General features: G+C 58.4%; 16 protein-coding genes and 3 pseudogenes. 9 read left to right on the plus strand and 10 right to left on the minus strand.

The window, feature by feature from the left end; translation table 11 throughout:
• Positions 1-22: 22 nt before the first annotated feature.
• From IEC33019_RS08840 to IEC33019_RS08850, 3 genes are read right to left on the minus strand one after another with little or no spacing between them, the layout of a single operon-like run.
• Positions 23-832, minus strand: coding sequence for an ABC transporter permease (locus tag IEC33019_RS08840; RefSeq protein ID WP_070094687.1), 810 nt, complete (start codon positions 830-832; stop codon positions 23-25).
• A complete protein-coding gene (locus IEC33019_RS08845; RefSeq protein ID WP_070094688.1) occupies positions 829-1,746 on the minus strand; it encodes an ABC transporter permease in 918 nt (305 codons plus the stop codon). Before IEC33019_RS08845 ends, IEC33019_RS08840 begins: the two co-directional genes overlap by 4 nt.
• Before the next feature lie 24 nt (positions 1,747-1,770).
• Entirely contained in the window at positions 1,771-2,898 is a 1,128-nt protein-coding gene (locus tag IEC33019_RS08850) for a polyamine ABC transporter substrate-binding protein (RefSeq protein WP_070094689.1), read from the minus strand.
• Positions 2,899-3,214: 316 nt separating this feature from the next.
• Between IEC33019_RS08850 and IEC33019_RS08855 the strand changes: the two genes are divergently transcribed.
• From IEC33019_RS08855 to IEC33019_RS08865, 3 genes are all read left to right on the plus strand, one after another.
• The gene (locus tag IEC33019_RS08855) at positions 3,215-3,997 is read left to right on the plus strand and encodes a creatininase (RefSeq protein WP_070094690.1); all 783 of its coding nucleotides are present in this window, start codon (positions 3,215-3,217) and stop codon (positions 3,995-3,997) included.
• 73 nt (positions 3,998-4,070) lie between these two features.
• On the plus strand, positions 4,071-5,456 hold the full coding sequence (gabP, locus tag IEC33019_RS08860) for a GABA permease (protein ID WP_070094691.1): 1,386 nt from the start codon (positions 4,071-4,073) through the stop codon (positions 5,454-5,456).
• Positions 5,457-5,651: 195 nt separating this feature from the next.
• Positions 5,652-6,671, plus strand: a complete 1,020-nt coding sequence (locus tag IEC33019_RS08865; RefSeq protein WP_070094692.1) for a GlxA family transcriptional regulator — start codon at positions 5,652-5,654, stop codon at positions 6,669-6,671.
• A 233-nt stretch (positions 6,672-6,904) separates the two neighbouring features.
• Here the strand turns inward: IEC33019_RS08865 and IEC33019_RS08870 are convergent.
• Positions 6,905-7,318: pseudogene (locus tag IEC33019_RS08870) on the minus strand (PucR family transcriptional regulator ligand-binding domain-containing protein); the annotation flags it as partial.
• A gap of 423 nt (positions 7,319-7,741) precedes the next feature.
• A protein-coding gene (locus IEC33019_RS08875; protein ID WP_099593345.1) for an IS5 family transposase occupies positions 7,742-8,598 on the minus strand; the annotation gives its coding sequence in 2 pieces (ribosomal slippage) (positions 7,742-8,244 and positions 8,244-8,598; 858 coding nt in all).
• A 561-nt stretch (positions 8,599-9,159) separates the two neighbouring features.
• Between IEC33019_RS08875 and IEC33019_RS08880 the strand changes: the two genes are divergently transcribed.
• The 5 genes from IEC33019_RS08880 (at position 9,160) to IEC33019_RS08900 (ending at position 14,095) form a co-directional block, all read left to right on the plus strand.
• Complete coding sequence (locus tag IEC33019_RS08880; protein ID WP_244509674.1) at positions 9,160-9,828, plus strand: glycine betaine ABC transporter substrate-binding protein; 669 nt, start codon at positions 9,160-9,162, stop codon at positions 9,826-9,828.
• A 347-nt stretch (positions 9,829-10,175) separates the two neighbouring features.
• A complete protein-coding gene (locus IEC33019_RS08885) occupies positions 10,176-11,006 on the plus strand; it encodes an ABC transporter substrate-binding protein (protein ID WP_070091058.1) in 831 nt (276 codons plus the stop codon).
• A 15-nt stretch (positions 11,007-11,021) separates the two neighbouring features.
• Positions 11,022-12,521 (plus strand): amino acid ABC transporter permease/ATP-binding protein, encoded by a 1,500-nt coding sequence (locus tag IEC33019_RS27975; RefSeq protein ID WP_070091059.1) that lies wholly within the window; start codon positions 11,022-11,024, stop codon positions 12,519-12,521.
• Entirely contained in the window at positions 12,518-13,189 is a 672-nt protein-coding gene (locus IEC33019_RS08895) for a GntR family transcriptional regulator (RefSeq protein ID WP_070091060.1), read from the plus strand. The genes IEC33019_RS27975 and IEC33019_RS08895 overlap by 4 nt, the downstream gene beginning before the upstream one ends.
• Before the next feature lie 39 nt (positions 13,190-13,228).
• Positions 13,229-14,095, plus strand: coding sequence for an urea carboxylase-associated family protein (locus IEC33019_RS08900; protein WP_070091061.1), 867 nt, complete (start codon positions 13,229-13,231; stop codon positions 14,093-14,095).
• A 297-nt stretch (positions 14,096-14,392) separates the two neighbouring features.
• On the opposite strand, the pseudogene IEC33019_RS28165 reads toward IEC33019_RS08900, so the two are convergent.
• Together IEC33019_RS28165 and IEC33019_RS27980 are read right to left on the minus strand one after the other, a co-directional pair.
• Positions 14,393-14,665, minus strand: a pseudogene (locus IEC33019_RS28165) (methyl-accepting chemotaxis protein); the annotation flags it as partial.
• Positions 14,639-15,448 (minus strand): annotated as a pseudogene (locus IEC33019_RS27980) (PAS domain-containing protein); the annotation flags it as partial. The pseudogenes IEC33019_RS28165 and IEC33019_RS27980, both read right to left, overlap by 27 nt.
• A gap of 328 nt (positions 15,449-15,776) precedes the next feature.
• On the opposite strand from IEC33019_RS27980, the gene IEC33019_RS08910 reads away from it, so the two are divergent.
• The gene (locus tag IEC33019_RS08910) at positions 15,777-19,124 is read left to right on the plus strand and encodes a trypsin-like peptidase domain-containing protein (RefSeq protein ID WP_070091063.1); all 3,348 of its coding nucleotides are present in this window, start codon (positions 15,777-15,779) and stop codon (positions 19,122-19,124) included.
• Positions 19,125-19,488: 364 nt separating this feature from the next.
• Here the strand turns inward: IEC33019_RS08910 and IEC33019_RS08915 are convergent, their stop codons facing one another.
• The 3 genes from IEC33019_RS08915 to IEC33019_RS08925 form a co-directional block, all read right to left on the minus strand.
• Positions 19,489-20,226 (minus strand): HvfC family RiPP maturation protein, encoded by a 738-nt coding sequence (locus IEC33019_RS08915; protein WP_070091064.1) that lies wholly within the window; start codon positions 20,224-20,226, stop codon positions 19,489-19,491.
• Positions 20,219-21,064 (minus strand): HvfB family MNIO-type RiPP peptide maturase, encoded by an 846-nt coding sequence (locus tag IEC33019_RS08920; RefSeq protein ID WP_070091065.1) that lies wholly within the window; start codon positions 21,062-21,064, stop codon positions 20,219-20,221. Before IEC33019_RS08920 ends, IEC33019_RS08915 begins: the two co-directional genes overlap by 8 nt.
• Before the next feature lie 64 nt (positions 21,065-21,128).
• Entirely contained in the window at positions 21,129-21,719 is a 591-nt protein-coding gene (locus IEC33019_RS08925) for an HvfA family oxazolone/thioamide-modified RiPP metallophore (RefSeq protein ID WP_070091066.1), read from the minus strand.
• Positions 21,720-21,777: the final 58 nt, after the last annotated feature.

The following is a 21,777-nucleotide window of genomic DNA, read 5'->3' on the forward strand; positions in this document are numbered from 1 at the left end:
CTCCTGCGTCGGCATGGGATGTTCAGCTTTTTTTGCCGTCAGCCGGTTTCTTCTGCCGGCGCATGAGCAAAACCTGGGCAACGATCGTCAGCGTGATCGTGGTGATGAAAACGATCGTGCCTATCGCATTGATGGTCGGGCTGACCTGCCCTTGCAAAGTATTGAGGATGCGTACCGGGACTGTTTCGTTAAGGCCCGAAACGAACCAGGCCACCGCGAACTCGTCGAACGACACGGCCATGGTCACGAACAGTGCGGCGAAAATGCTCGGGGCGGTGAACGGCAGGATCACGTAGCGCATGGCCTGCCATTGGCTGGCGCTCAGGTTCCAGGCGGCGGCCTCCAGTTGCGGGTCCATCTGCGCCAGGCGCATGCGAATCACCGCCATGGCGAAGGGTGAGCACATGACGATGTGGCAGATCATGACGGCATACAGCTCGCCGGACAGGCCGATTCGCGACAAGAAAGCTAGCATCGCCAGGCCCAGAATCACCACCGGAATGGTAGGAGGCAGCAGTGCCAATGCCATGTACACCGACTTGCCAAAAAAGTGATAACGAAAGTCGGTATAGGCGGCAGTGAAGCCCAGCAGCGTGGAAACCAGCGATACCACCACACCGACGACCAGGCTGTTGTTGAAGGCTTGCCAGACTTGCGGGTCGACGGCAATCGCTTCGTACCAGCGCAAACTGAAGCCACCCAGGGGCAAGGATGGGAAGCGGTCGACGTTGAAGGAAAACACGAAGCTGCCAATGATCGGCGTGAGGATGAACAAGAACACCAGCACGACAAAGCTGCGCAACATGAAGTTGATGACACGGTGTTCGTTCATGCGCGCCTCCTGTAGGCGTAGCGAACCATCAGGAACGCCGTGGCCAGTAAGGTCACGATCATCGTCGTGGCAATAACCGCCGCGCGTGGCCATTGCTGCCCCGATTTGGTCGTGTCGGTAATCAGGGTGCTCAAGGTTGGTGGTTGGCCGCCCCCCAGATAGAGCGGGCTGACAAAGTCACCGAAGGTCATGATGAAACAGAACAGTGCGGCGATGACGATGCCGACCCGCGCCGATGGAATCACCACCCCAAATACCGTGCGCAGACGGCCCGCGCGCAAGTTGTGGGCAGCTTCGATCAGCGTGCGGTCGATGTACATGAGGCTGAACAACTGCAGCAACACCACCAGCGGCAGGCACAGGGTGAAGTAACCCACATAGCTACCAAAGCTGGTATTGAGCAAGGGCAACGGCCCAATCCCCAGCAACGCCAGGGCGCTATTGAGCAGCCCCTGGTCACTGAGAAAGACTTGCCAGGAATAGGTGCGCACCAGGTAACTGGTAAAAAATGGCGTGATCAACAACAGCACCAACCATTGCCGGGTCGATTCGCGGAACTTGAAGGCAATGGTATAGGCGCACGGAAAGGCTACGGCACTGATCAGCACACTGGCCCCCGCCGCCATCGCCCAGGTGTGCAAGTAGGCATCCCAGAAGTACTCGCGGCTGAACAGGTACTTCCAGTTCAGCCACTCGAACGCAGGGACCATGCGAAAGTTGCGCACCAGCCAAAAACTGATGGTCAGGAGAAACAGCAAGGGCGCTACAAAAAACAGTAACTGCCAGACCAGTATCGGCAGCGACAGGATCAGCCCATACCCCGGTAAGCGCCAGGTGCGCTTGCCGAGCTGCCCACGCGTGCGTGCAGGCTCCTCACTGGCGGGTAGTGGGGGCGATAGCTTGTTCGAAATCATTACGCCGCTCCTGTGTTGGCGCCATCAAGCGCCCTTGTACTGCGACCAGAAGTCGTTCCAGTCCTCCAGGCTCTGCTGCACGGGGAGCGCGCGATACTGAATACGCCCCTCGCGGATGTCGTCCATGACATTGCGCTGGCCTAGTACCATGCCTTGGCGTCTGGCTTCGGCAAGGTCGGTCTTGTTCAGCAACTCCCAGCCGCGCTTATTGGGAATCAGCGCCGGGTAAGCCTCCATCTTCGCCGACTTCACCTGGCCTTCAGGGGAGGTGATGTATTGAATGAACTTCTTCGCAAGTTCCGGGCTGCGGGCTTTCTTGGCGATGCAATACGACTCGGTCCATTGCAGGCCGCCCTCCTCGGGTATCACTGTTTTTACCGGTGCCCCGGCACGCTGCAAGACCCCGGTAATCCAGTCGCCAATGCCACACATCGCGTGGATCTGGCCGTTTTTCAGGGAGGAGAAGGTACCGCCATAATCGAAGAACCCGGCCACTTGTCCGCGTAGGCTCATGGTTTTGTCCTGGAGCCTCTTCCAGTGCGCCGCGTCGATGTCGTAGGGCAGCCTGTTGCCATTGAGCAAACTGATCTGCCCCAGGTTTGGCAGGTGCCAGTCGAAGTGGCCGACCTTGCCCTTGAGGCTATCGTCCCAGAACACCTGGTAGCTTTTCGCCTTGGACTCCGGCAGCAACTGGGTATTGAAGGCGATACCGAGAAAGCCGAAGCGGACCATGACCGAATACAGTTCATCGCCCTGCCAGTGCCCTGGAAAGTGCTGAAACTCTGGGTAGAAGTCATCGAAGGGATAATCGGCAGGGTCCAGTCGCTCGATATAGTTGGCGGCGTTGAGTTGTTGCACATACTCGGCATCCGACAGGATCAGGTCGAAGGTGCCCGGTGGTGACTGCGAAATGAGCCCCAGCATGTTATCGCCGCCGGTGTAGTACTTGGCCCGCACCTTGACCCCATGCTCGCGCTCGAAATCCGCGACGATGTCGGGCGCGGCGTGGCCTGCCCACGCCAGTATCACCAGTTCTTTTTCGGCTGCGCCAAAGGTTCTGTTCGGAAGTACCCCGGAGAGCGCTGCCACACCGGCCAAAATGCTGCTGTTCTTGATGAATGTACGGCGTGAAAAATCGGCGCGACGCGTCATGAAGATACCCTCGGTAATCAAAAGTGCCTTGGCTCAGCCGCGCTTTCGCCTCGCTTCCCCAAGGTTTTCACCGCCTGTGTGATTACCGATTGCAGCAGATTGCCATCAGGGCAAGTTGCGTTTTTCCGACCTGTAATTTGTCAAATTCGCCCCCTGCCCCAGCCGACCCACCTGGATCGCAGGTCCGTCAGCATTTGTCAAATTCAGGTCGGGAACTGACAAGTGAATGTCGTTGTGATCTGATCAAATCGTTGCAGGTATTGGCTCACTGCAAACGGACTACTTCAACGAATACAAGAATATAGAGAGATAACCGATGAACGAAAGCGTAGTGGTTGGCGAACTCACCTGGCCTGAGTACGCACAGAAGGTAGCTTCCGGCAGCACGATTTTCTTGCCGGTGGGCGCCTTGGAGCAGCACGGTCATCACATGTGCATGGAGGTGGATGTGCTATTGCCTACCGCCCTGTGCAAGGCAGTAGCGCGAGAAGTCGACGGCTTGGTGTTGCCCGCCTTGGCCTATGGCTACAAGTCACAGCAGAAGTCGGGAGGCGGTAACCACTTTCCCGGCACCACCAGCCTGGATGGCGCAACGCTGACCCATACCATCCAGGACATCATCCGCGAACTCGCTCGGCATGGGGCGCGCAAGCTGGTCTTGATGAATGGCCATTATGAAAACTCGATGTTCATCGTCGAAGGCATCGACCTGGCGCTGCGCGAACTGCGTTATGGCGGTATCACCGATTTCAAGGTGGTCGTTCTGTCCTACTGGGACTTCGTCAATGCGCCGGCGGTCATCCAAGAGCTCTACCCCGAAGGTTTCCTAGGCTGGGACATCGAACACGGTGGCGTTTTCGAAACTTCACTGATGCTGGCCTTGCACCCTGAAAAGGTCGACCTGAGCCGCGCCGTCGACCACCCTCCGGCAAAATTCCCACCTTACGATGTCTTCCCCATCATCCCTGAACGCACTCCCACCTGCGGAACGCTTTCCTCACCCAAGGGCGCCAGCCGAGAAAAAGGCGAGTTGATTCTGCGGGTTTGCGTTGAGGGCATCAGCAGCGCTGTGCGGGAGGCCTTCGACCTGCAGAAATAGCACCAGCCTCCAGCCCAGAGCACCACCGCCGTTCGCAGTTCACCCTCCTTCAAGAATAAAAAGGGTAATTAGCATGTCCAGCAACTCAACTCTGGCCCCCGGCCTCAAGCAGCGCCACGTCACCATGTTGTCAATCGCCGGCGCTATTGGCGCCGGCCTCTTCATCGGCTCGGGGCATGCCATTGCTGCAGCCGGTCCTGCGGCAATTCTCGCGTACATCATGTCTGGCACACTGGTCGTTCTGGTCATGCGCATGCTCGGAGAAATGGCGGTGGCCTCGCCCGATACGGGCTCATTCTCCACCTACGCCGAGCGGGCAATGGGACGTACGGCAGGCTTTACCATCGGTTGGCTGTACTGGTGGTTCTGGGTGCTGGTCATTCCAATCGAAGCCATTGCGGCAGCGGCCATTCTGCATGCCTGGTTCCCCGCGATAGAAACCTGGGAATTCGCACTGGCGGTGACCGGTTTGCTGACCGTGACCAACCTGTTCAGTGTGGCGCGCTACGGTGAATTCGAGTTCTGGTTTGCGATGCTCAAGGTTATCGCGGTGCTGGGGTTCATTGCTCTGGGTGCATTGGCACTGACAGGCGCGTTGCCCGATGTTTCAGTCAGCGGCGTGGTCAACCTGAGCAATGAGTTCGGTGGTTTCATGCCCAACGGCATGACCGCTGTCATCGGTGCCATGCTCACCACCGTGTTCAGTTTCATGGGAACCGAAATTGTCACCATTGCCGCCGCCGAGTCGAAAAACCCCTCCAAGCAAATCACCCGTGCCACCAATTCCGTGGTGTGGCGAATGGGGATCTTCTACATCATCTCGGTGTTCCTGATCATCTCCATCGTGCCCTGGAACGACCCCATGCTGGTGCAGGTCGGCTCCTATCAACGGGCCCTTGAGCTGATGAACATCCCGCACGCCAAGATGATCGTCGATATCGTCGTGCTGATTGCCGTTGCCAGTTGCCTCAACTCGGCCATCTACACCGCATCGCGCATGGTCTATTCGCTGAGCAAGCGCGGCGACGGCCCTCGCGTTCTGCAGCGCACCTCAGCGGCGGGCGTGCCAGTGATTGCAGTGCTGGCCAGTACCGCAGTGGGCTTCTTGACCACAGCACTCAATTACTTTGCTCCCGACGAGGTGTTTTCCTTCCTGCTGGCAAGTTCGGGGGCGGTAGCGCTTCTGGTCTATCTGGCAATCGCTGTTTCGCAATTGGTTCTGCGTAAACGGATGGATAGCCAAGGTACTGCGCTGGACTTCAAGATGTGGCTGTTCCCCTGGCTCAGCTACCTGGTCATCTTCTCCATCATCAGTATCTTGACGATGATGCTGATGATGCCAGGGCATCGAATGGAAGTGGTGGCAACCGGTGCGCTGGCGTTGTCCATCGTCTGCATGAGCGCCATTTTCTCGTCTAGAAAGAGCACTTCGGCCACGGTGGCGAGCAAGCCTGCCTGACCAGGCCAACTCATTACCTACCCTGCGAAGGCGTTACTTTCGCAGGGTTTTTTGCTTTTCGCCGGGCACCTCCCAATGCTAAGGCACTGCGTGTACTATCACTCGGATAAATGCATCAACCTAAACATAATGAATTGCCGATTTACGACAAACAGACGCAGAGCACGTCATTTTTGCATTCAAGGAGTCATATTGATGGGTACGTTGAAATCCTCGCCGTCGGCACCGGCATACCCTGTCAATGATGCCCCGCCGCTGAAGGTCGTCGGTTTCCTGGTCATTCCCAATTTCACCACCATTGGCTTCGCCTCGGCGGTGGAAACCTTGCGCATGGCCAACCTGGCAGCACGCAAAACCATGTTCCAGACCCTGATCATTGCAGCCGACATGGAGCCAGTGAGTGCCAGCAACGGCATGCGAATCCTGCCCGATTTCAGTATCAAGGATGCCCCAAAGCTGGACATGCTGTTCGTGGTGGGCCCAAACCCGATAGTCTCCGACCACAATACCCGCCCCATCCTCAACTGGCTTCGCAAGTTGGCACATGACCAGGTACCATTGGGCGGAATTTGCACAGGCAGCCATTTGCTAGCGCGCGCCAATCTGCTCACGGGTTATCGATGCACCATCCACTGGGAAGATATCGAGGCGCTAAAAGAGCGATTTCCCGGCATTATCATTTCCAACCAACTGTTCGAGCTTGACCGTGACCGTTTCACGAGCTCCGGCGGCGTGGCCTCCATGGACATGATCCTACAACTGATTGCCCGAGAACCTGGCGGACGGGACATTGCCAGTCATGCGGCTGAACTGCTGTTATGTGATCGAGTACGTGGTTCGCAAGAGCGCCAGCGCGTGCCTTTGCGGCAAAAGCTCGGCACTTCTCAGCCAAAACTCAGTCAGATTGTTACAATCATGGAAGCCAACCTTGAAGACCCGATGACCTTGGAAGAGCTTGCAGAACTGAATGAGATCTCGGTTCGGCAAATGGAGCGTTTATTCCACAAGCATCTTCAAAACACACCGAGTCAGTATTACTTGGAACTACGCCTGACACGGGCTAGGCAACTATTGCTACACAGTGAATCCCAAGTGCGTGATATCGCCCTCGCCTGTGGTTTCATTTCGCCAGCACACTTCTCAAAGTGCTACAGTCGTTTCTTTGGTGTCTCACCAATCGGCGAACGGAAAAAGGTAGTCTCTTCACTTCACTGAACAACCCTGTCGTTAGTTTTCGTGGCGCGGTCCAGGATTTCCTCGCCATGCTCCCCTCAGCTAGCCCGCAATGTGAGGGCATCCAAGTGTATGTGCGCTCCACGAGGGCGCCACCACAATTCTGCAGGGGAATCTCGGTCATTCCGCACAGTTTTGGACCATCACTTGGATCTGGCTAGATGTCATGCCATTCAGGACGAAGCGGACTACGCTTGCTACGCAGGCGCGCATTGATTACGTGAGCGCCGCACTTGAGTCATATGCATCAGGGCCGTGTCGATCAGGTGGGTCACAAACACCAACTTCAGCGGAGAGGGCTGCTCGATCAGCGACAAGCCTAACTGTTCAGCACGAGCGATCACTGCAGACGAGATGCACTGGGGAAACGGGCCTCCAGTAAGAACCACCATCCCGGCAATACCCAACACAGCACCAGTCTCGACTAAAGTGAGTAGCTTGCGTTCGTCACATAGGTAATTGATTTCCGAAATAAATACTAGTTCGCCGCCCATTTTACACGCGGTGATACCCTCATTTCCCGCCACGTAGGACCAGCATACTCGCCGTTGCAAGTAAAGCTCGCCTGCGCGGACCCTCATGTCTTCCAAGCCGGGCAGGTTCAAGACCTCACTCAGAGTCAAGCTCATGGCTCGACACCCGCCAGGCTCTGCATCTGACGCCCTCTAACTGGCTCGCACATGAGAATGTCGGGCTGTACCACGGCGTCACTGCTCGCCGAAGATATCAACTTTAGAAATTGAAAGGACATGCCAGTACTGCTCCTACGCCATGACCGAATTGCGCATGCGGTTAAGTCTCAGCAAGTTCATCGACGACCATGCCGGGGACTGGTAATAGAGATGCTACCTGAAATCGTTCATGATCACTCCCTCAAACGGCGAGATGACTGCGATCAACAGCACCAAGTATCGAGATGCCCTCCCGTACATTCCATCTACTCTCACGACTTTGGAGATAATCCCATCAAGCTTCATGCACTCGACGACCACGCGGACGTATGACCAAGTTTCCGGTGGAGTGATGCTCACCCCCTATCCAAACGTTACAGCTTAGGTTCTGTCTGAAAAAAGGTGTCGTAGACACCGCATGACACAAGCCAGCGACACCATCGCGCTATAGCTTTTTGCGAGCTTGTCGAAACGAGTCACGACTCGGCGGTTCTCTTTCAACCAACCGAACATGCGCTCGATCACATTACGCTGGCGGTACTTGGGACGATCAAACAGTCGGGATAGTCCAGGCTTGGGTTTACGCTTCATTGAACGCAAAGGAATAACCGGTCGCATGCGATACCGGTCACAAAAACGTCGCAGCGCATCAGCGTCGTAGCCCTTGTCGGCCAAAAGCCAGCGGCAGCGCTTGCGAGGTCGCCCACGTTTGCTCGTCGGGATGCAGACATCGTCCAGCAATGGCTGCGCGTAGCTAATATCGCTGGCTTGACCGCCAGAAAGGAGAAAGCGCAGTGGTACGCCGTTGGCGTCGCAGAGCATATGAATCTTGGTGGTGAGGCCACCACGACTGCGGCCTAGAGCGTGATCGGCGGGTTCATCATGGCCCCTTTTTTACCTGCACCTGCTGAAGCGCGGGTAGCACGAACAGCAGCCGAATCGATCATCCAGGTCTGTAGGTCAATGGGCCCTTGATCATTGAGTTTGAGATGTAACCGCTTGAGCATCTGATCAAATGTTCCCCGATTTCGCCAAACTCGGAATCGGTGATACACCGTCCGCCAAGGCCCAAAACACTCGGGCATGTCACGCCAGGCAGCGCCTGAGCGCAACAACCACAGCACGCCATCGAGCATCAGGCGATCACTTGCTCGCGGTCTGCCTCTGGTGTGGGTTGGGGTGAAGAGATCCGCAACCACATCCCATGCTTCATCCGAAAGTTCGTAGCGCTTGGCCATCACAGGATTCCTTTCCATAGATGGCTGAAAACCTTACAAAATCTCAGCGTTCGTGGCTCGGGAGTTGGGTTTCTCCGAATTTCAGACAGAACCTAGTACGCGAATAGATCATTTGTCCGCCCCCGCCAGGCCGCAGTCTTGGTCTGCACTCGGCCTGGGCCGAGTGCCCTTTATGGACGGTCAGGTTTCATTTCCAACGATGCTCTTAAGCACAGAGACCCGGTGACTGCCAGCTGGGTCGTGATCAGCACACCCGCCACACCCTAAACTTTCCGAGATCACAACAATGAAAAGAAAGAATCGTATTGCTTTGGTGGCTCTTGCATTGACACTCGGCACCACCTCGTCCTGGGCCAAGGAAGCACCGTCATGCCAGACCCTGCGCATGGCTGACGTCGGCTGGGTGGACAATGCTGCGGTCAACGGCCTGTCCATGGCGGTGGCCAAGGGGCTGGGCTACCAGACGAAGGTCTCCACCCTGAGTCTGCCGATCATCCTGGCTTCCTGCAGGATAAGAGTATCGATGTCTTCCTTGACTACTGGTCGCCGGCTTCTGATCCGATGTTCCAGCCGGCGATCACCAAGAAAAGCGTCACCCTGGTGGAGGAACCCAACCTGGTCGGCGCCAAGTTCACCCTGGCGGTGCCGAGCTACCTGGCCGCAGACGGTCTCAAGGACATGAGCGACGTCGCCCGCTACAAGAGTCAGCTCAAGGGCAAGATCTACGGCATCGAGTCCGGCGCTGGCGGCAACAAGTTGATCAAGACCATGATCAAAGAGAACCGCTACAACCTCGGTGACTTCGAACTGGTGGAGTCCAGCGAGGCGGCCATGCGCCTGCAAGTCGCGCGGGCGATCCGTAATAAGGATCCGATCATTTTCCTCGGCTGGGCGCCGCACCCGATGAACCTGCAGTTCGAGATGACCTACCTCAGCGGTGCCGACGACCTGTGGGGCCCGAATGGGGGCGCAGCCAAGGTGTACACGGTGATGGCCAACGACTACCAGACGCGCTGCCCGAACGCCGCCAAGCTGGTGAGCAATATGAGGTTCGACATCGAGATGGCGTCTCACATGATGGAGAAGATTATGGACAAGGAGCTGGCCGTGGACGCGGCCAAGGAGCTGATCGCCAAGAACCTGCAGTGGCTGGACACCTGGCTGGAGGGCGTGACCACTTTTGACGGTAAAGATGCCAAGGCTGCGGTCATGAGCTACCTGCAGCAGTGACCGGCTGAGCGCCACTGATCTTGCAATCGAAAACGCCGGCGCACTCGGCGCCGGTTTTCCATACCCCAAGATCTTATTGCCCATAGAGGCCCCCTCTATTGATTGAGGCACGGTGACAGGTCGGTGGGGGGGCAGTGGCGCAGCTGGAAATAGAAGGCCGCCTTTTCATAGGCCTCTGCGAAACGACACGCGCCCCACTTTGTTTCTGCACGTAACACCTCTGGGCTTTTTTTGGTGCAGGTCGTAAGGCGAAGCAGGTTTACGCGCCACAAATTACGATATTGGCACGGATATTGTAATAACCACTTGCATCGATTGTTGAACAATCATCAGTGGAGCGTCCCCCTATGTCACGCGCAGCAGCCTTCACCCTCGCCCTCGTTCTTGTCACTACCGCACACGCCGCCGACGGCACCTTGCAGCCCGAGCACCTGAGTATCGGCTCGGACTTGACCTACCCACCTTACACGTACCTTGCCCAGGGTAAGCCAGCCGGCTTCGACCCTGAGTTCATGACCCTGCTCGGTCGGCAGCTCAAGCTCACGCCGCAATTCCATGACACCCGCTTCGCCAACCTTGTAATGGGTGTGAATGCACGCCGTTTCGATGTGGTCGCCTCAGCCCTGTACGTCACCCCCGAGCGCGCCGCCCAAGTTGACTTCGTGCCCTACCTGAAAAGTGGCGCCTCGCTGATGGTGCGTACCGACGATAGTTTCCGCCCGCAAAGCCCCGAAGACCTGTGCGGCAAACGCGTCGGCTCGATCAAGGGCGGTTCGTGGATTCCCAAGCTGATGGCTCTGTCCAAAAACTACTGCCAAGCCAACGGCCAGGCGCCGATCGACTCCCGCGAGTTCCCGACCTCCCCTGAAGCCGCTCAGGCTCTGCTAGCTAAGGCCGTGGACGTGCAGTTCGAAGACGCCGCCGTGGCCGCCATCACCGCTGACAAACTCAAGGGCCGTGTCACCCTCAGCTCACAGACGCTGATCTACCCAGTGGTCATCGGCCTTGCCGTACGTAAGGGCAACGACGCGCTGCTCAAGCAAATCGATCACGGCCTGGCCGCCATGAAAGCAAGCGGCGACTACCAGGCTTTGCTCAGCCGGTACAACCTGGGCGAACCCACCCCAACCGACATTGCCCAAGCCCTGGGCAAAGCCCCTGAAGCGGTTTCGCAGTAATCCGGAGTACACAGCATGCAATTTGATTGGCATTACACCGCAAGCCTGCTGGTCAACGGTGACTTCTGGAAGGCGGTCGGCACGGTCGTCGAACTGAGCGTCGAAACCTGGCTGGCAGGCATCGTGCTTGGCTTTATCCTGGCCCTGGCCCGACAGTCGCGCCACCGCGCCGTCAACCGCGCCGCAGCGCTGTACATCTGGTTCTTCCGCAGCCTTCCGCTGTTGGTGCTGTTGATCTTCGTCTACAACCTGCCCCAGGTTTTCCCAGCGACCAGCGTGCTGCTCTCCAATCCCTATGCGGCAGGCCTTATCGCCTTGGTGCTGAGCGAAGCGGCGTATATCGCGGAAATTCATCGGGGCGGACTGATGGCCGTGGCCAAAGGCCAACTCGAGGCTGGAAAGGCACTGGGTATTGGCTACACAGGCACTCAGCGATTGATCGTGATCCCTCAGGCGCTTCGGGTGGCGCTGCCGACCCTGGCCAATGAATACATCACCATCGTCAAGCTGACGTCACTGGTATCGGTGATCTCGCTGTCGGAGATCCTGCTGGTGGGCCAACAGCTCTATACCCAGAATTTTCTGGTAATGGAAACCATGCTGGCGGTCGCGTTCTACTACGTGCTGATCGTTACGGTGTTCAGCTACCTGCTCAAACGCCTGGAACGCCACTTGGACGTCAGCCAGCGTACCCCTCGCCCCGTCCCGGACAGCCACGCCCTCCTGCCGTCCACCCCTACAGCCCCGTGCCAAGGCGATTTCGCACTGCGCGTATTGGGAGCACGCAAGCACTACGGCGAGCTGGAGGTGCTCAAGGGTATCGACCTGGACATCCGCTTCGGCGAGGTAGTGTCTATCATCGGCCCGTCAGGCTCCGGCAAGACCACTCTCATCCGCACCCTCAACGGCTTGGAAAGCCTCGACCGCGGCCAGGTCGAACTGTGCGGTGCGCCGTTCCTGCGCGGTCGCCTGGAAGACGGCGGCAGCTTGTCCAGCCGCTTGCACTTGGAAGGCATCGTCCAGGTCGGAATGGTGTTCCAGGGGTTCAACCTGTTCCCGCACAAGACGGTACTTGAGAATGTCGTGCTCGCGCCCCGCCATCACGGCCACGCCAATGAGGCCGAACTGCGCACCCTGGGCCTCTCGCTGCTCGCCAAGGTGGGATTGCGGGATCACGCTGGCAAGTACCCACACCAACTCTCCGGCGGCCAGCAACAGCGCGTGGCCATTGCACGGGCGCTGGCCATGCGCCCGCGAGTGATGCTGTTCGACGAGCCCACCTCGGCCCTCGATCCGGAACTGGTAGGCGACGTGCTCAAGGTGATCGAAGAGCTGGCCCGCGAAGGCATGACCATGGTTATCGTCACTCACGAAATGAAGTTTGCCTTCCAAGTCTCCGACCGCGTGGTGTTCATGGAGCGCGGGCAAATCGTCCAGGCCGGTGCCCCGCGCGACCTGCTCGACAACCGCAGCGAACGCATGGGTCGCTTCTTGAAGGACGTACAGCTGGCATGAACAACAAACTCCCCACAGAGCAAGTACTTTCGCTGGCGGACCAGGTGGCCTGCGAACTGCGCGAGGACATCATCGGTGGGCGCTTGCTGCCCGGTATGGCCCTGATTGAGGCCGATCTGACTCACCGTTACAGCGCTTCGCGTAACACCGTGCGAGAGGCCCTGCACCAACTCGGCAGGGAGGGACTGACTAGCTACGTGCGCAACAAGGGCGTGATGGTCCGCCGCATGGGTCTGGCTGAAGTGCGCGACCTGTTCCTGGTGCGCCGCACTCTGGAGATCCAGGCCATCCTGGGCAGCAAGCCGCTGCGGGAGTACCAGTCCGACTCGATGCTCGGCGCTATCGAGGCAGCCGAGCTGGCCCGCGACCGCGAAGATTGGCAGGCTTTTGGCACCCACAGCCTGCGCTTTCACCAGCACATCGTCGGGCTGTTACGCAGCCCGCTGCTGGACGCTTTCTTCACCAACATCGCCGCACAGATGCGCCTGGTATTCGCCGTCGCCCCTAACGAAGAAAACTTCCAGCGCCCATGGCTGGAACGAGACTGCGAGATCCACGACCTACTTGCTGCTGGCCGCCGCCATGAGGCAGCCGAAGCCATGACTCGTTACTTAGACGATTCCGAGCATGCCCTGCTCGACCTACTGAGCCACCCTGCCCGTGACTAACCCGCGGACATGGCCACGCACACCCCAAAGGAGAAGCGCATGAAGCCCACACCTCTATCCAAAGCCCCGAATGACGCTGCACAGCGCAAGTCAATCAAGCCGGTACTCTGCTACCCGGTCGAGACGTTACCCCGTCCGGACATTAGTACTTATCGCGCGTTGCGCGACGGACTCAAGCATGTCAGAACCGTCATCGTGCCGGCCCGCGATGCAGCGACCTTCACCGTTCCAGCAGGATGTTTTTTCCGCATTGTCTCGACCGAGGGGCCGCAGGTCGGCGACCTGAACCTCTTTAACCAACATGACCTCACAGAGCGGTTTTATACAGGCAAGACCCGAGCATTGAATGGCACACACTTGGGCGTCGGCGATCAATTGTTCTCCAGCTTTCCCTATCTGCGCCCCATGGCGACAATCACCCATGACACGCTCGACTGGTATGGGTTTGATGAATATGGCGGTTCAGTCCACGACGTGATCGGTACCCGCTGCGATCCTTACACCCACAATCTGCTCAGTCATGGAGGCCAGTATCACCACTGCTGCCATTCCAACCTGACCCGCGCACTCTCTGCATCAACAGGACTGGCGCCGCATGACGCCGAGCCACATGTGCATGATGTTCTGAACGTGTTCATGTGCACCGGCTTCACCCGAGACACGGGCCAATACTTCATGAAGGCCAGCCCAGTGCAGCCTGGCGATTATCTCGAGTTTTTTGCAGAAATCGACCTGCTCGGCTGCCTCTCGGCCTGTCCAGGCGGCGACTGCTCAGCCGAACACTCGTCAGACACCGCGAAATGCTATCCACTACTGGTGGAAATCTACGAAGCAGAGCAGCGGCCTGAAGGGTGGATCGCGCCAGAAGTCAGTGGATACGATCGAACCCATGGGATCGGTCAATAGCGACAAGTTATCCTCCACGAGGAGAGCAGATCTAACTCAGTGGGCCATGCGTGGCCTGTGCTATCTGGGCCGCGGCAGCGGCCCAGAAGGCTCATCTCGGGACTTACCCTCGGTAGGGTTTTGGCATGCTCCAATCGGTGTAGATGACGTCCTGCTTGCCGAATCTGCCTTCCGCTTTGCTGCTTGATGTCAGCGGCTTCGGGACAAAAGTGGTGATCCCGGCCTGCCCGCAAGCAAGGGTTCCCGAGCCTGTGTGATCGCTCGGTCAGCGACTCAACGCCGCAGCGCTCTTCATGCCAGTCCATCCAGCATCGATTGAATTTGCTGTGTTGCTTGTCGCGTGCTCTGGGCAAGCTTCTTTACTTCGTCAGCGACGACAGAAAATCCTCGCCCCACCTCGCCAGCCCTGGCAGCTTCTATGGCCGCATTCAATGCCAGCAAATTGGTCTGATCGGCTATCGAGCGGATCACACTCACCATTTGAGCAATCTGGTTGTAGATCGCCTGGTTCTGCTGCCGCATCTGCTCGTGATTTTCCTGGACGCTGCGTTCATCGCTGATGTCCCGCACCGCACCGAGCACCCGCATCAGCTCCCCTCGCCCATCGCGCACCGCCCGTCCCCGCTCGCGACACCAGATGTAGCCGCGAGCCTTATGACGCATGCGGTACTCAAACACGTACTCGCCTCGGCCGGTCGGTACCAGAATCTCTGAGTCGAAAGCTGCCATGATGCCGGGCAGATCGTCTGGATGCGTGATGTCGACCTGGGATTGCCAGCCGTCAGGCAACTCCTCGGCGCTATAACCCATCAGTGTTCTGAACTGATCGGAAAACCGCAGAAGGCTCTCTCGATGACGGATGTCGCCCTGGACAACCTCAATGTCCCACGTCCCTTCTGTCAGGGTGGTCTGCAATAGCGCCCAGACCTGATGCTGACTCGAAAGTGACGCTGCCCGCTGTTTAAGGGTGAGCAGGCAAGTCTCCAACTCACGGTTACATTCCAGAAGTTGTGCCTCGTGCGTCTCCATTTTCGCCAAGCGCACTTGAGCCGCGTGCAACTCTGACTCCCGAGCCTCCAATAGCTCCCGCACCCTCTGCGACTCCCGCGCATCGCGGTGTTGGTTGGCGACCAGCTCATTCAAGACGCACTGCACCTTGGGGTGGCGCTTGAGGACAGGAAGCTCCAGCGCCTGATGCATTTGATTGGCGAGTACCAGTTCCAGAACCCGCACGACCTCATGGGCCCAGTGATCTTTTTTGAACAACATGCTCCCACCGCCTGAACTTCTTCTCCAGCCAGTGAGTTGACGCCAATTGCAAAACCGCGTCTTGCTTTGCGCTGACAGGTTCATTGACGCTCACTGCCATGCAAGCTGGCGGATAACGTCCTGGTGCTGCCCGATGGGCGCATTAGCGCATGGCGGAGTTGGGCCCTGTGACTATGATGGATAGGTACAGACCTTGCCCTATTCGCGGAAGTCATCACACTCAAGACATAGGCTCTGTACGGAAAGCTTTGTTACTCGGTGATGCTGCGTTGAAAACAGCCTCGGAATGCTCATTTACAACCCATGAAGTCGAGCGCGACTCCGACCGTTCCTCGGCTGTTTTCGCCTTGCCTGACCTTCGTCTCAAGACTTTTCATACAGACCCTAAGGCACTCGTTAGGGAAGCCTGAACATGTCCGCCACGAAATCCCGACTTCAGCACTTTCGGCCGTCAGGTGTGGCTACCGTCTTTTTCCTACTTACGTTATGGGCCTTTTTTCCATTCGCTCCCGCCTATGCCGGCTTGGAGGAAGGGATAGAGGCATACGACGCCGATCGTTACAGCGAGGCGTTCCAGCAATTGCTGCCCTTGGCCGAACAGGGCAACGCGACAGCGCAACGCTACATTGGCGACATGTATCGGTACGGATCGGGCACCCCATCCGATATTCCGCAGGCTGTGCAATGGCTGAAGAAGGCCGCGACGCAAGGTGATGCCCAGGCCCAAACCGATCTTGGCCTGTTGCAGACAGGAATGTCCTCCGATTCAAGCCCGAAGTTACTTGAGAAGAAACAAGGGGTGAAGTGGCTGGAAACGGCCGCGCAGGCTGGCGATTCAAAGGCCCAATATGCCCTGGGTTTGATTTACTTGGGCGAGACCAAAGACACCCATATCGTCGCGCTCGATAAGCAGCGAGGCATCGAATGGATAAGCCGTGCGGCGCAGTCGTCCGACCCTCAATACCGGACGAAGGCTGCCATGCTGCTGCGCATTCTTTATTCGGATGTCGGCGAACAGTCTTACGATTTCAATAAAGCACTGCATTGGCTGCAGGTGCAATTCGATCTGCTCGAAACCCGAAAAGCTGCAGAGGCAGGCGACGCCATGGCGGCGAAGACGCTCGCCTACGCACTGTCGCAAAAGGGCTGGAACCCCCATGACGTCAATCTGCAAACCGAAATTCTCAAATGGTATGAGCAAGCGATAGCCGGCGGGGCGCTGGAGGGCAAGGCCGCCGAGGATTATGGTTGTCTGTTCATCTATGGGAATGGCGGCGTTACCAAGGATTATGACAAGGCCAGGCATTGGGTAGAGATCGGCAATCAAGCCTCGAAATTGCAAGCGGCCGCCGATGCCGGTGATCGGGAAGCCATGGCGAAAATGGGCGATATCTACGCAACGACCTGCCTGAAGGACTCGGAGGAGACCTTTGAAAAGGCGCGTGCGCAAGCCGCGCAATGGTACGAGAAAGCCGTGGCCAAGGGTGACACCGCTAAAGCCTGGGAACTGTACGATTTCGCGTCCACGCCCGAACAAGAAATGCACTGGGCACAAATCGCCGCCGGCATCACCACGGCGGACGGCAAACCCATCAATACCCGCTATGGGGGCGATGTGCTGTTTGAAAACCTGCCTCGGCGTGACCTGCCCGTGGAGTTCCGGCATGCACCCGGCGCGTCCTGGCTCTCCCTCCATCCGATGAGCGTGCATGCCAAGCCCGATGCATCCTCCCCGGTGACTGCCGAAATAGGGCGCTTCTACCAGATTTACGCAAGACCCTCGCCGACACCCGGCTGGGCCGCCCTGATTGCCGTGAGTCGAGGCCCCTATCCCGATCCTTTTCAGTACCTGAGCCCTAGCTCGGTCAAGGATGGCAAGTTCGTACCGAGAAGAGGCATGAACCGGCAATCTTTCGATCCTTATGTCGGTTATGTGCCACTGGAGCTGCTGGGCAACCTGGATGAAGTACCCGCCCCCTTGCCACTGTCCCAGCAGGGCCTGGTGCCAGTCCCGGCCTATTGGGCACCGATCGGCATTGAGGAAAACCGACGTTTCGTCACGGACTTCAGCCAGCCTCCCTATGACGCGCTAGTGCGGGTCGCTCACAGCTTTGGAAGCTGTTCCGGCGCCATCGTGCTCAAACCCACTATCGTCGTGACGTCCGGGCACTGCTTCAAGAACGATAAGGACGACGCACTTGTCATCATCGAGCGTGGCCCGAACCAGGTCGAAAAAATCCCCGCTCGAATCGTGCGTCGGGCGCTGAGTCGGGGCAATTACCAAGATTGGGCGGTGCTACGGCTCAAGCATGCCCCGCAATCAGCAGTGACACCGCTGAATTTCGCCGACAGTGTCGATTGGTCGCGCGTGACCCGTTTCCGCGCGGTGCTGGCGGGCTATCCAGGTGACCTGCTGCACACTGCCTCGACAAAGGCGCTTGGCTTCGATGCACCCTCCATCAGCGAATGCGTGGTGGATGTGGCACGTCATGACCATGACAAGGATGCATTCCAGATTGGCCATTCGTGCAACCAATGGTTCGGAGCCTCAGGGGGACCGTTCATGGTTTGGAATCCCGAGACCAGACGCTTTGAACTGTTAGCGCTCAATACCTTCCTGGCGCAAGGCTTCACAACCGCTGACGAAGTCCTGAAGGACCTTTTCGCCGAGAAAATCTTCAAGGACCAGGCCGCCCGAGTGGTGCAACCATTCGAAATGAAAAATACACCCGCATTGCTGGATGTAAAAAAAGACGCATACAAATCGATACCTGGCTTGGCCAGTGTGTTCGAGGCTTATCAGAACTGGACGAGCAGCCTGTTCAGTGAAAAGGCTACGTTGAGTGCGAAGATGATTGAAGTGGCGCGCGCCGAGGCAGGCCTCAAGCCGGCAGCTAGCCCCTACCTGGATGATCCGCAGCGTCTCGGATTCTGGCTTTACGACGAGGTCGAGTGGAGCAGCAGGCTGCCCACCACTGAGGCACGCGCGAACTGTGCGCAACAATGCGATGAAAGCATCGTCCGGCCTCATGGCTGGACTCTGCAGTTGGGGCAAAAAATCCATTGGGATGAATTGGCCGGTCGTGACGACACCCTGGCCAACAGGAGGGCTGGCTGGATAGTGGTGGGGGGCGATCTTTTCTATATCAATAAAGACAGTGGGACAGTCACCGGCGTCGTGCGCCACTTCCTCAACCTGAAAGACTATGGCACTGCCTTCAACCGGCAATTCGAGCTTTGGCAACGGTACAAGCACTTGACGGACGAATACAGCGACGCGTTTGTCTGGAACGAAGAGGCCGACTCCAGCGCGCTCCCGACAACTCAGTTGCGCCGCGACAACTTCGGCGATGACACACCCCGGCAAATACCCGGCGGCACTGTCATCAAGGCAGACGACCTGGCTCTTGAGCTGGGCTCTGAGCACCCTCCTGTTGTCATCGCTTCAATCGGCGGCCCATTGGGGTTACCCGGTTCGGTGGATCTTTCCTATTCAGCGAAAGGCGCAAGCTACAGCGACGCGGTCCAGCAGCGATTCGAGCATGACCTGATCAAACTCACAGACAACGATAAATCCCGTGAACTGGTGTTTTACTGCCATCACTCCAGATGCTGGCTGTCGTACAACAGCGCACTCAGAGCCATTAAACTTGGTTATTCAAATGTGCATTGGTTCCGGGGCGGGCTCAATACGTGGGCCATGCTCGGATTGCCCATGGATTGGGTGAAGAGGTTGGAGAGCCAGACGGTCACGCAGTGAGCCGTGCTTCAGACTTTGCATGAAGCCTTCGATTCGCAAGGCTGTCATGGCGTGAACCCGATGAACCGGGATGGTTCATTCACCCCGGTGCCGGTGAAGGCAAATCAGCGGTTCTGGCCACCTTGTCGACCGGCTCCGGTTGTTGTGCCGCCTTGGTCGCCACGGTTGTCTTGATTGTTAGCCATGATCGCTTACCTCAAGTCGAACACAGGAAGATCTGTGTTCAGTTATGAGTGAGCGGCACGATCCGGGGAGGCATTTTTTGCGGCCATTTCGGACCAAACGCCTTAACAGCCGCAGGCCAGCATTTATGGCTCAAAACGCCACGGCCCTCTGCCCCACAGCCCGCCGGCGAATACCAGGCCTAACCGCGAACGGTGCCGAGTACTACACCTTGGGCTTTGAGGCCGCTCAACAAGGCACTGCCTTGGGGTTCCAAGGCACTTCGTTCGACGCCTGCCCTCTCTGCCAGCACGTCGAGGTGTTCGCGGCCGGTGAGCAGCTGTTGCTGCAGCGACACCAACAGGGCGTGGGCCAAGGGCGCCAATCGCGCGAAGTGGATTTTTTGGTCCGCGCCGCGGCGGGCCAGCAGCAGCGTGGGCTCGAGGGGGGCTTCCAGCGGCAGGTGATCCGGCCCGATATGACTGACCGGCCAGGTGTAGGCCAAGGGCATGGCGAGACTCGACAGCAGCGGTACGCCATCAAGCAAATCGCCTTCTGGGTCATGGGCCGGGTCGGTGCTGTCGCTGAGCAGCAACACGGTCTCGATCCATTCATAGTGGGCAAGCTCAGCCACCCAGCCTGGCAGGTCGCCGCGGGTTTCCAGGTAGCTGACCCACTCCCCGGCCACTTCGGTGAACAACGGTGTCTTGCAGCGGTGGGAGGCGTAGAACTCCGTGGTCAGTGACTGCCACTGGGTCTGGGCCAAGGTGGCGCTCAGTACGGGGAAACTACCGGCCAGCAACGACTGCATGTTGCCCAGAAACAGCCGTCTGTACACCGCCAGACGTCGCGCCTCGATGCCGGGCGGCGCCGGGTTGTTGTGCGGATCGCGAATGAAGCGGCTCAGACACAGCTGCTGCTCACGCAAGGTTTCAGCCATGGCGCACCTGCGGCGCTTGCGCGCGGGCCTGCAGCGCCCGAATGTAGCCCACCTCGCCGAGCAGCTCGTCAAGGGGCGGGAAATTGAAGTCGCGCTCCAGCAAGGTCGGCACCGCCCCGAAGTACTGGTAGGTACTGCGCAACAGTTGCCAGACGTCCTGCTGCACCGCCGCACCGTGGGTATCGATCTTCAGGTCCGGCGCTTCATCGTAGTGTCCGGCCACGTGCAGGCAAGCCACCCGTTGGGCCGGTACGCGGGCAAGGAAAGCGTCAGCGTCGTAGCCGTGGTTGCAGGCATTGACGATCAGGTTGTTGACGTCCAACAACAGATCGCAGTCGGCCTCGTCCAAGACCGCGCACAAGAAATCGATCTCGCTCATCGCCTGGTACGGCGCCGCGTAGTAGGAAATGTTCTCCACCGCGATGCGTCGGCCAAGCGCATCCTGGACCTGACGGATACGCCGGGCGGTATGGCGCACAGCTTCGGTGGTGAACGGCATGGGCATCAGGTCATACAGGTGGCCGTCATCGCTGCAGTAGCTCAAGTGCTCGCTGAATAGCGGGACATCGTACCGGTCGAGAAAAGCGCGGATACGCCGAAGGAACACATGATCCAGCGGTTCGGGGCCGCCAAGGGACAGCGAAAGGCCGTGACACGACAGCGGGAACCGCTCGGCCAGGCGCGCCAGGCTCTCACCGTAGGCGCCGCCGACGCCGATCCAGTTGTCCGGCGCACACTCGAGAAAGTCCACCGCATCGGCATCCATGCTCAGCAGCTCAGGCAACAGCGACCGACGCAGACCAAGCCCGGCACCGTGCAAGTCAAACGAAGTACTCATGGTGATCTCCTGTGAGTCCTGCTCCCTCCCCCGGCCAAAGGCCCGGGGAGGCGATCAGCGAAGGTCAGTTGCTGGCCTGACTCAACTTGCTGTACAGATCGGCGGGAAATGGCTTGCCGTTGGCGTCGAACTGGTTTTTGCGGAATTGGTACACCTCGCCTTCGGAAAGGAAGCTGTCGTGGTTGGCGTCGATGGCGTCGAACTCGGCATTGGCCTTGGGCGCGACCGCCAACAGTTCAGCGCGCGAGACACGGCCATCATGGTCGGCGTCGGTACGGGCGAAGGACGCATCGCCGCACTTGCCCTCCCCGCACTTGCCTTCGGCCTGGGCCGCTTTGGCCTTGGCATCCTCGGCACCGCATTTGCCTTCGCCGCACTTGCCTTCAGCATGGGTCGCCTTGGCCTTGGCACCCTCGGCACCACACTTGCCCTCGCCGCATTTGCCTTCAGCCTGGGCCGCCTTGGCCTTGGCACCACTGGCGCCGCATTTGCCTTCGCCACATTTGCCCTCGCCGGCCTTTTGCGCGGAAGCAAGCTGGTAGCCCTGGGGTAAAGCGTCCACGGCAAAGGCAGCGGACGTCATGTTGATACCACCAATCAAGGCGATGCTGAGCAGGCCAAGGCGGGTCTTGCTGGGGAACTGGGAACGGGTCATGGAGATTCTCCGAAATGTCTATGCGAGTGGGCCGCTAGGGCGAACGAGCCGGGGAACT

This window comes from Pseudomonas putida (assembly GCF_002741075.1).
Lineage (GTDB): Bacteria > Pseudomonadota > Gammaproteobacteria > Pseudomonadales > Pseudomonadaceae > Aquipseudomonas > Aquipseudomonas putida_T.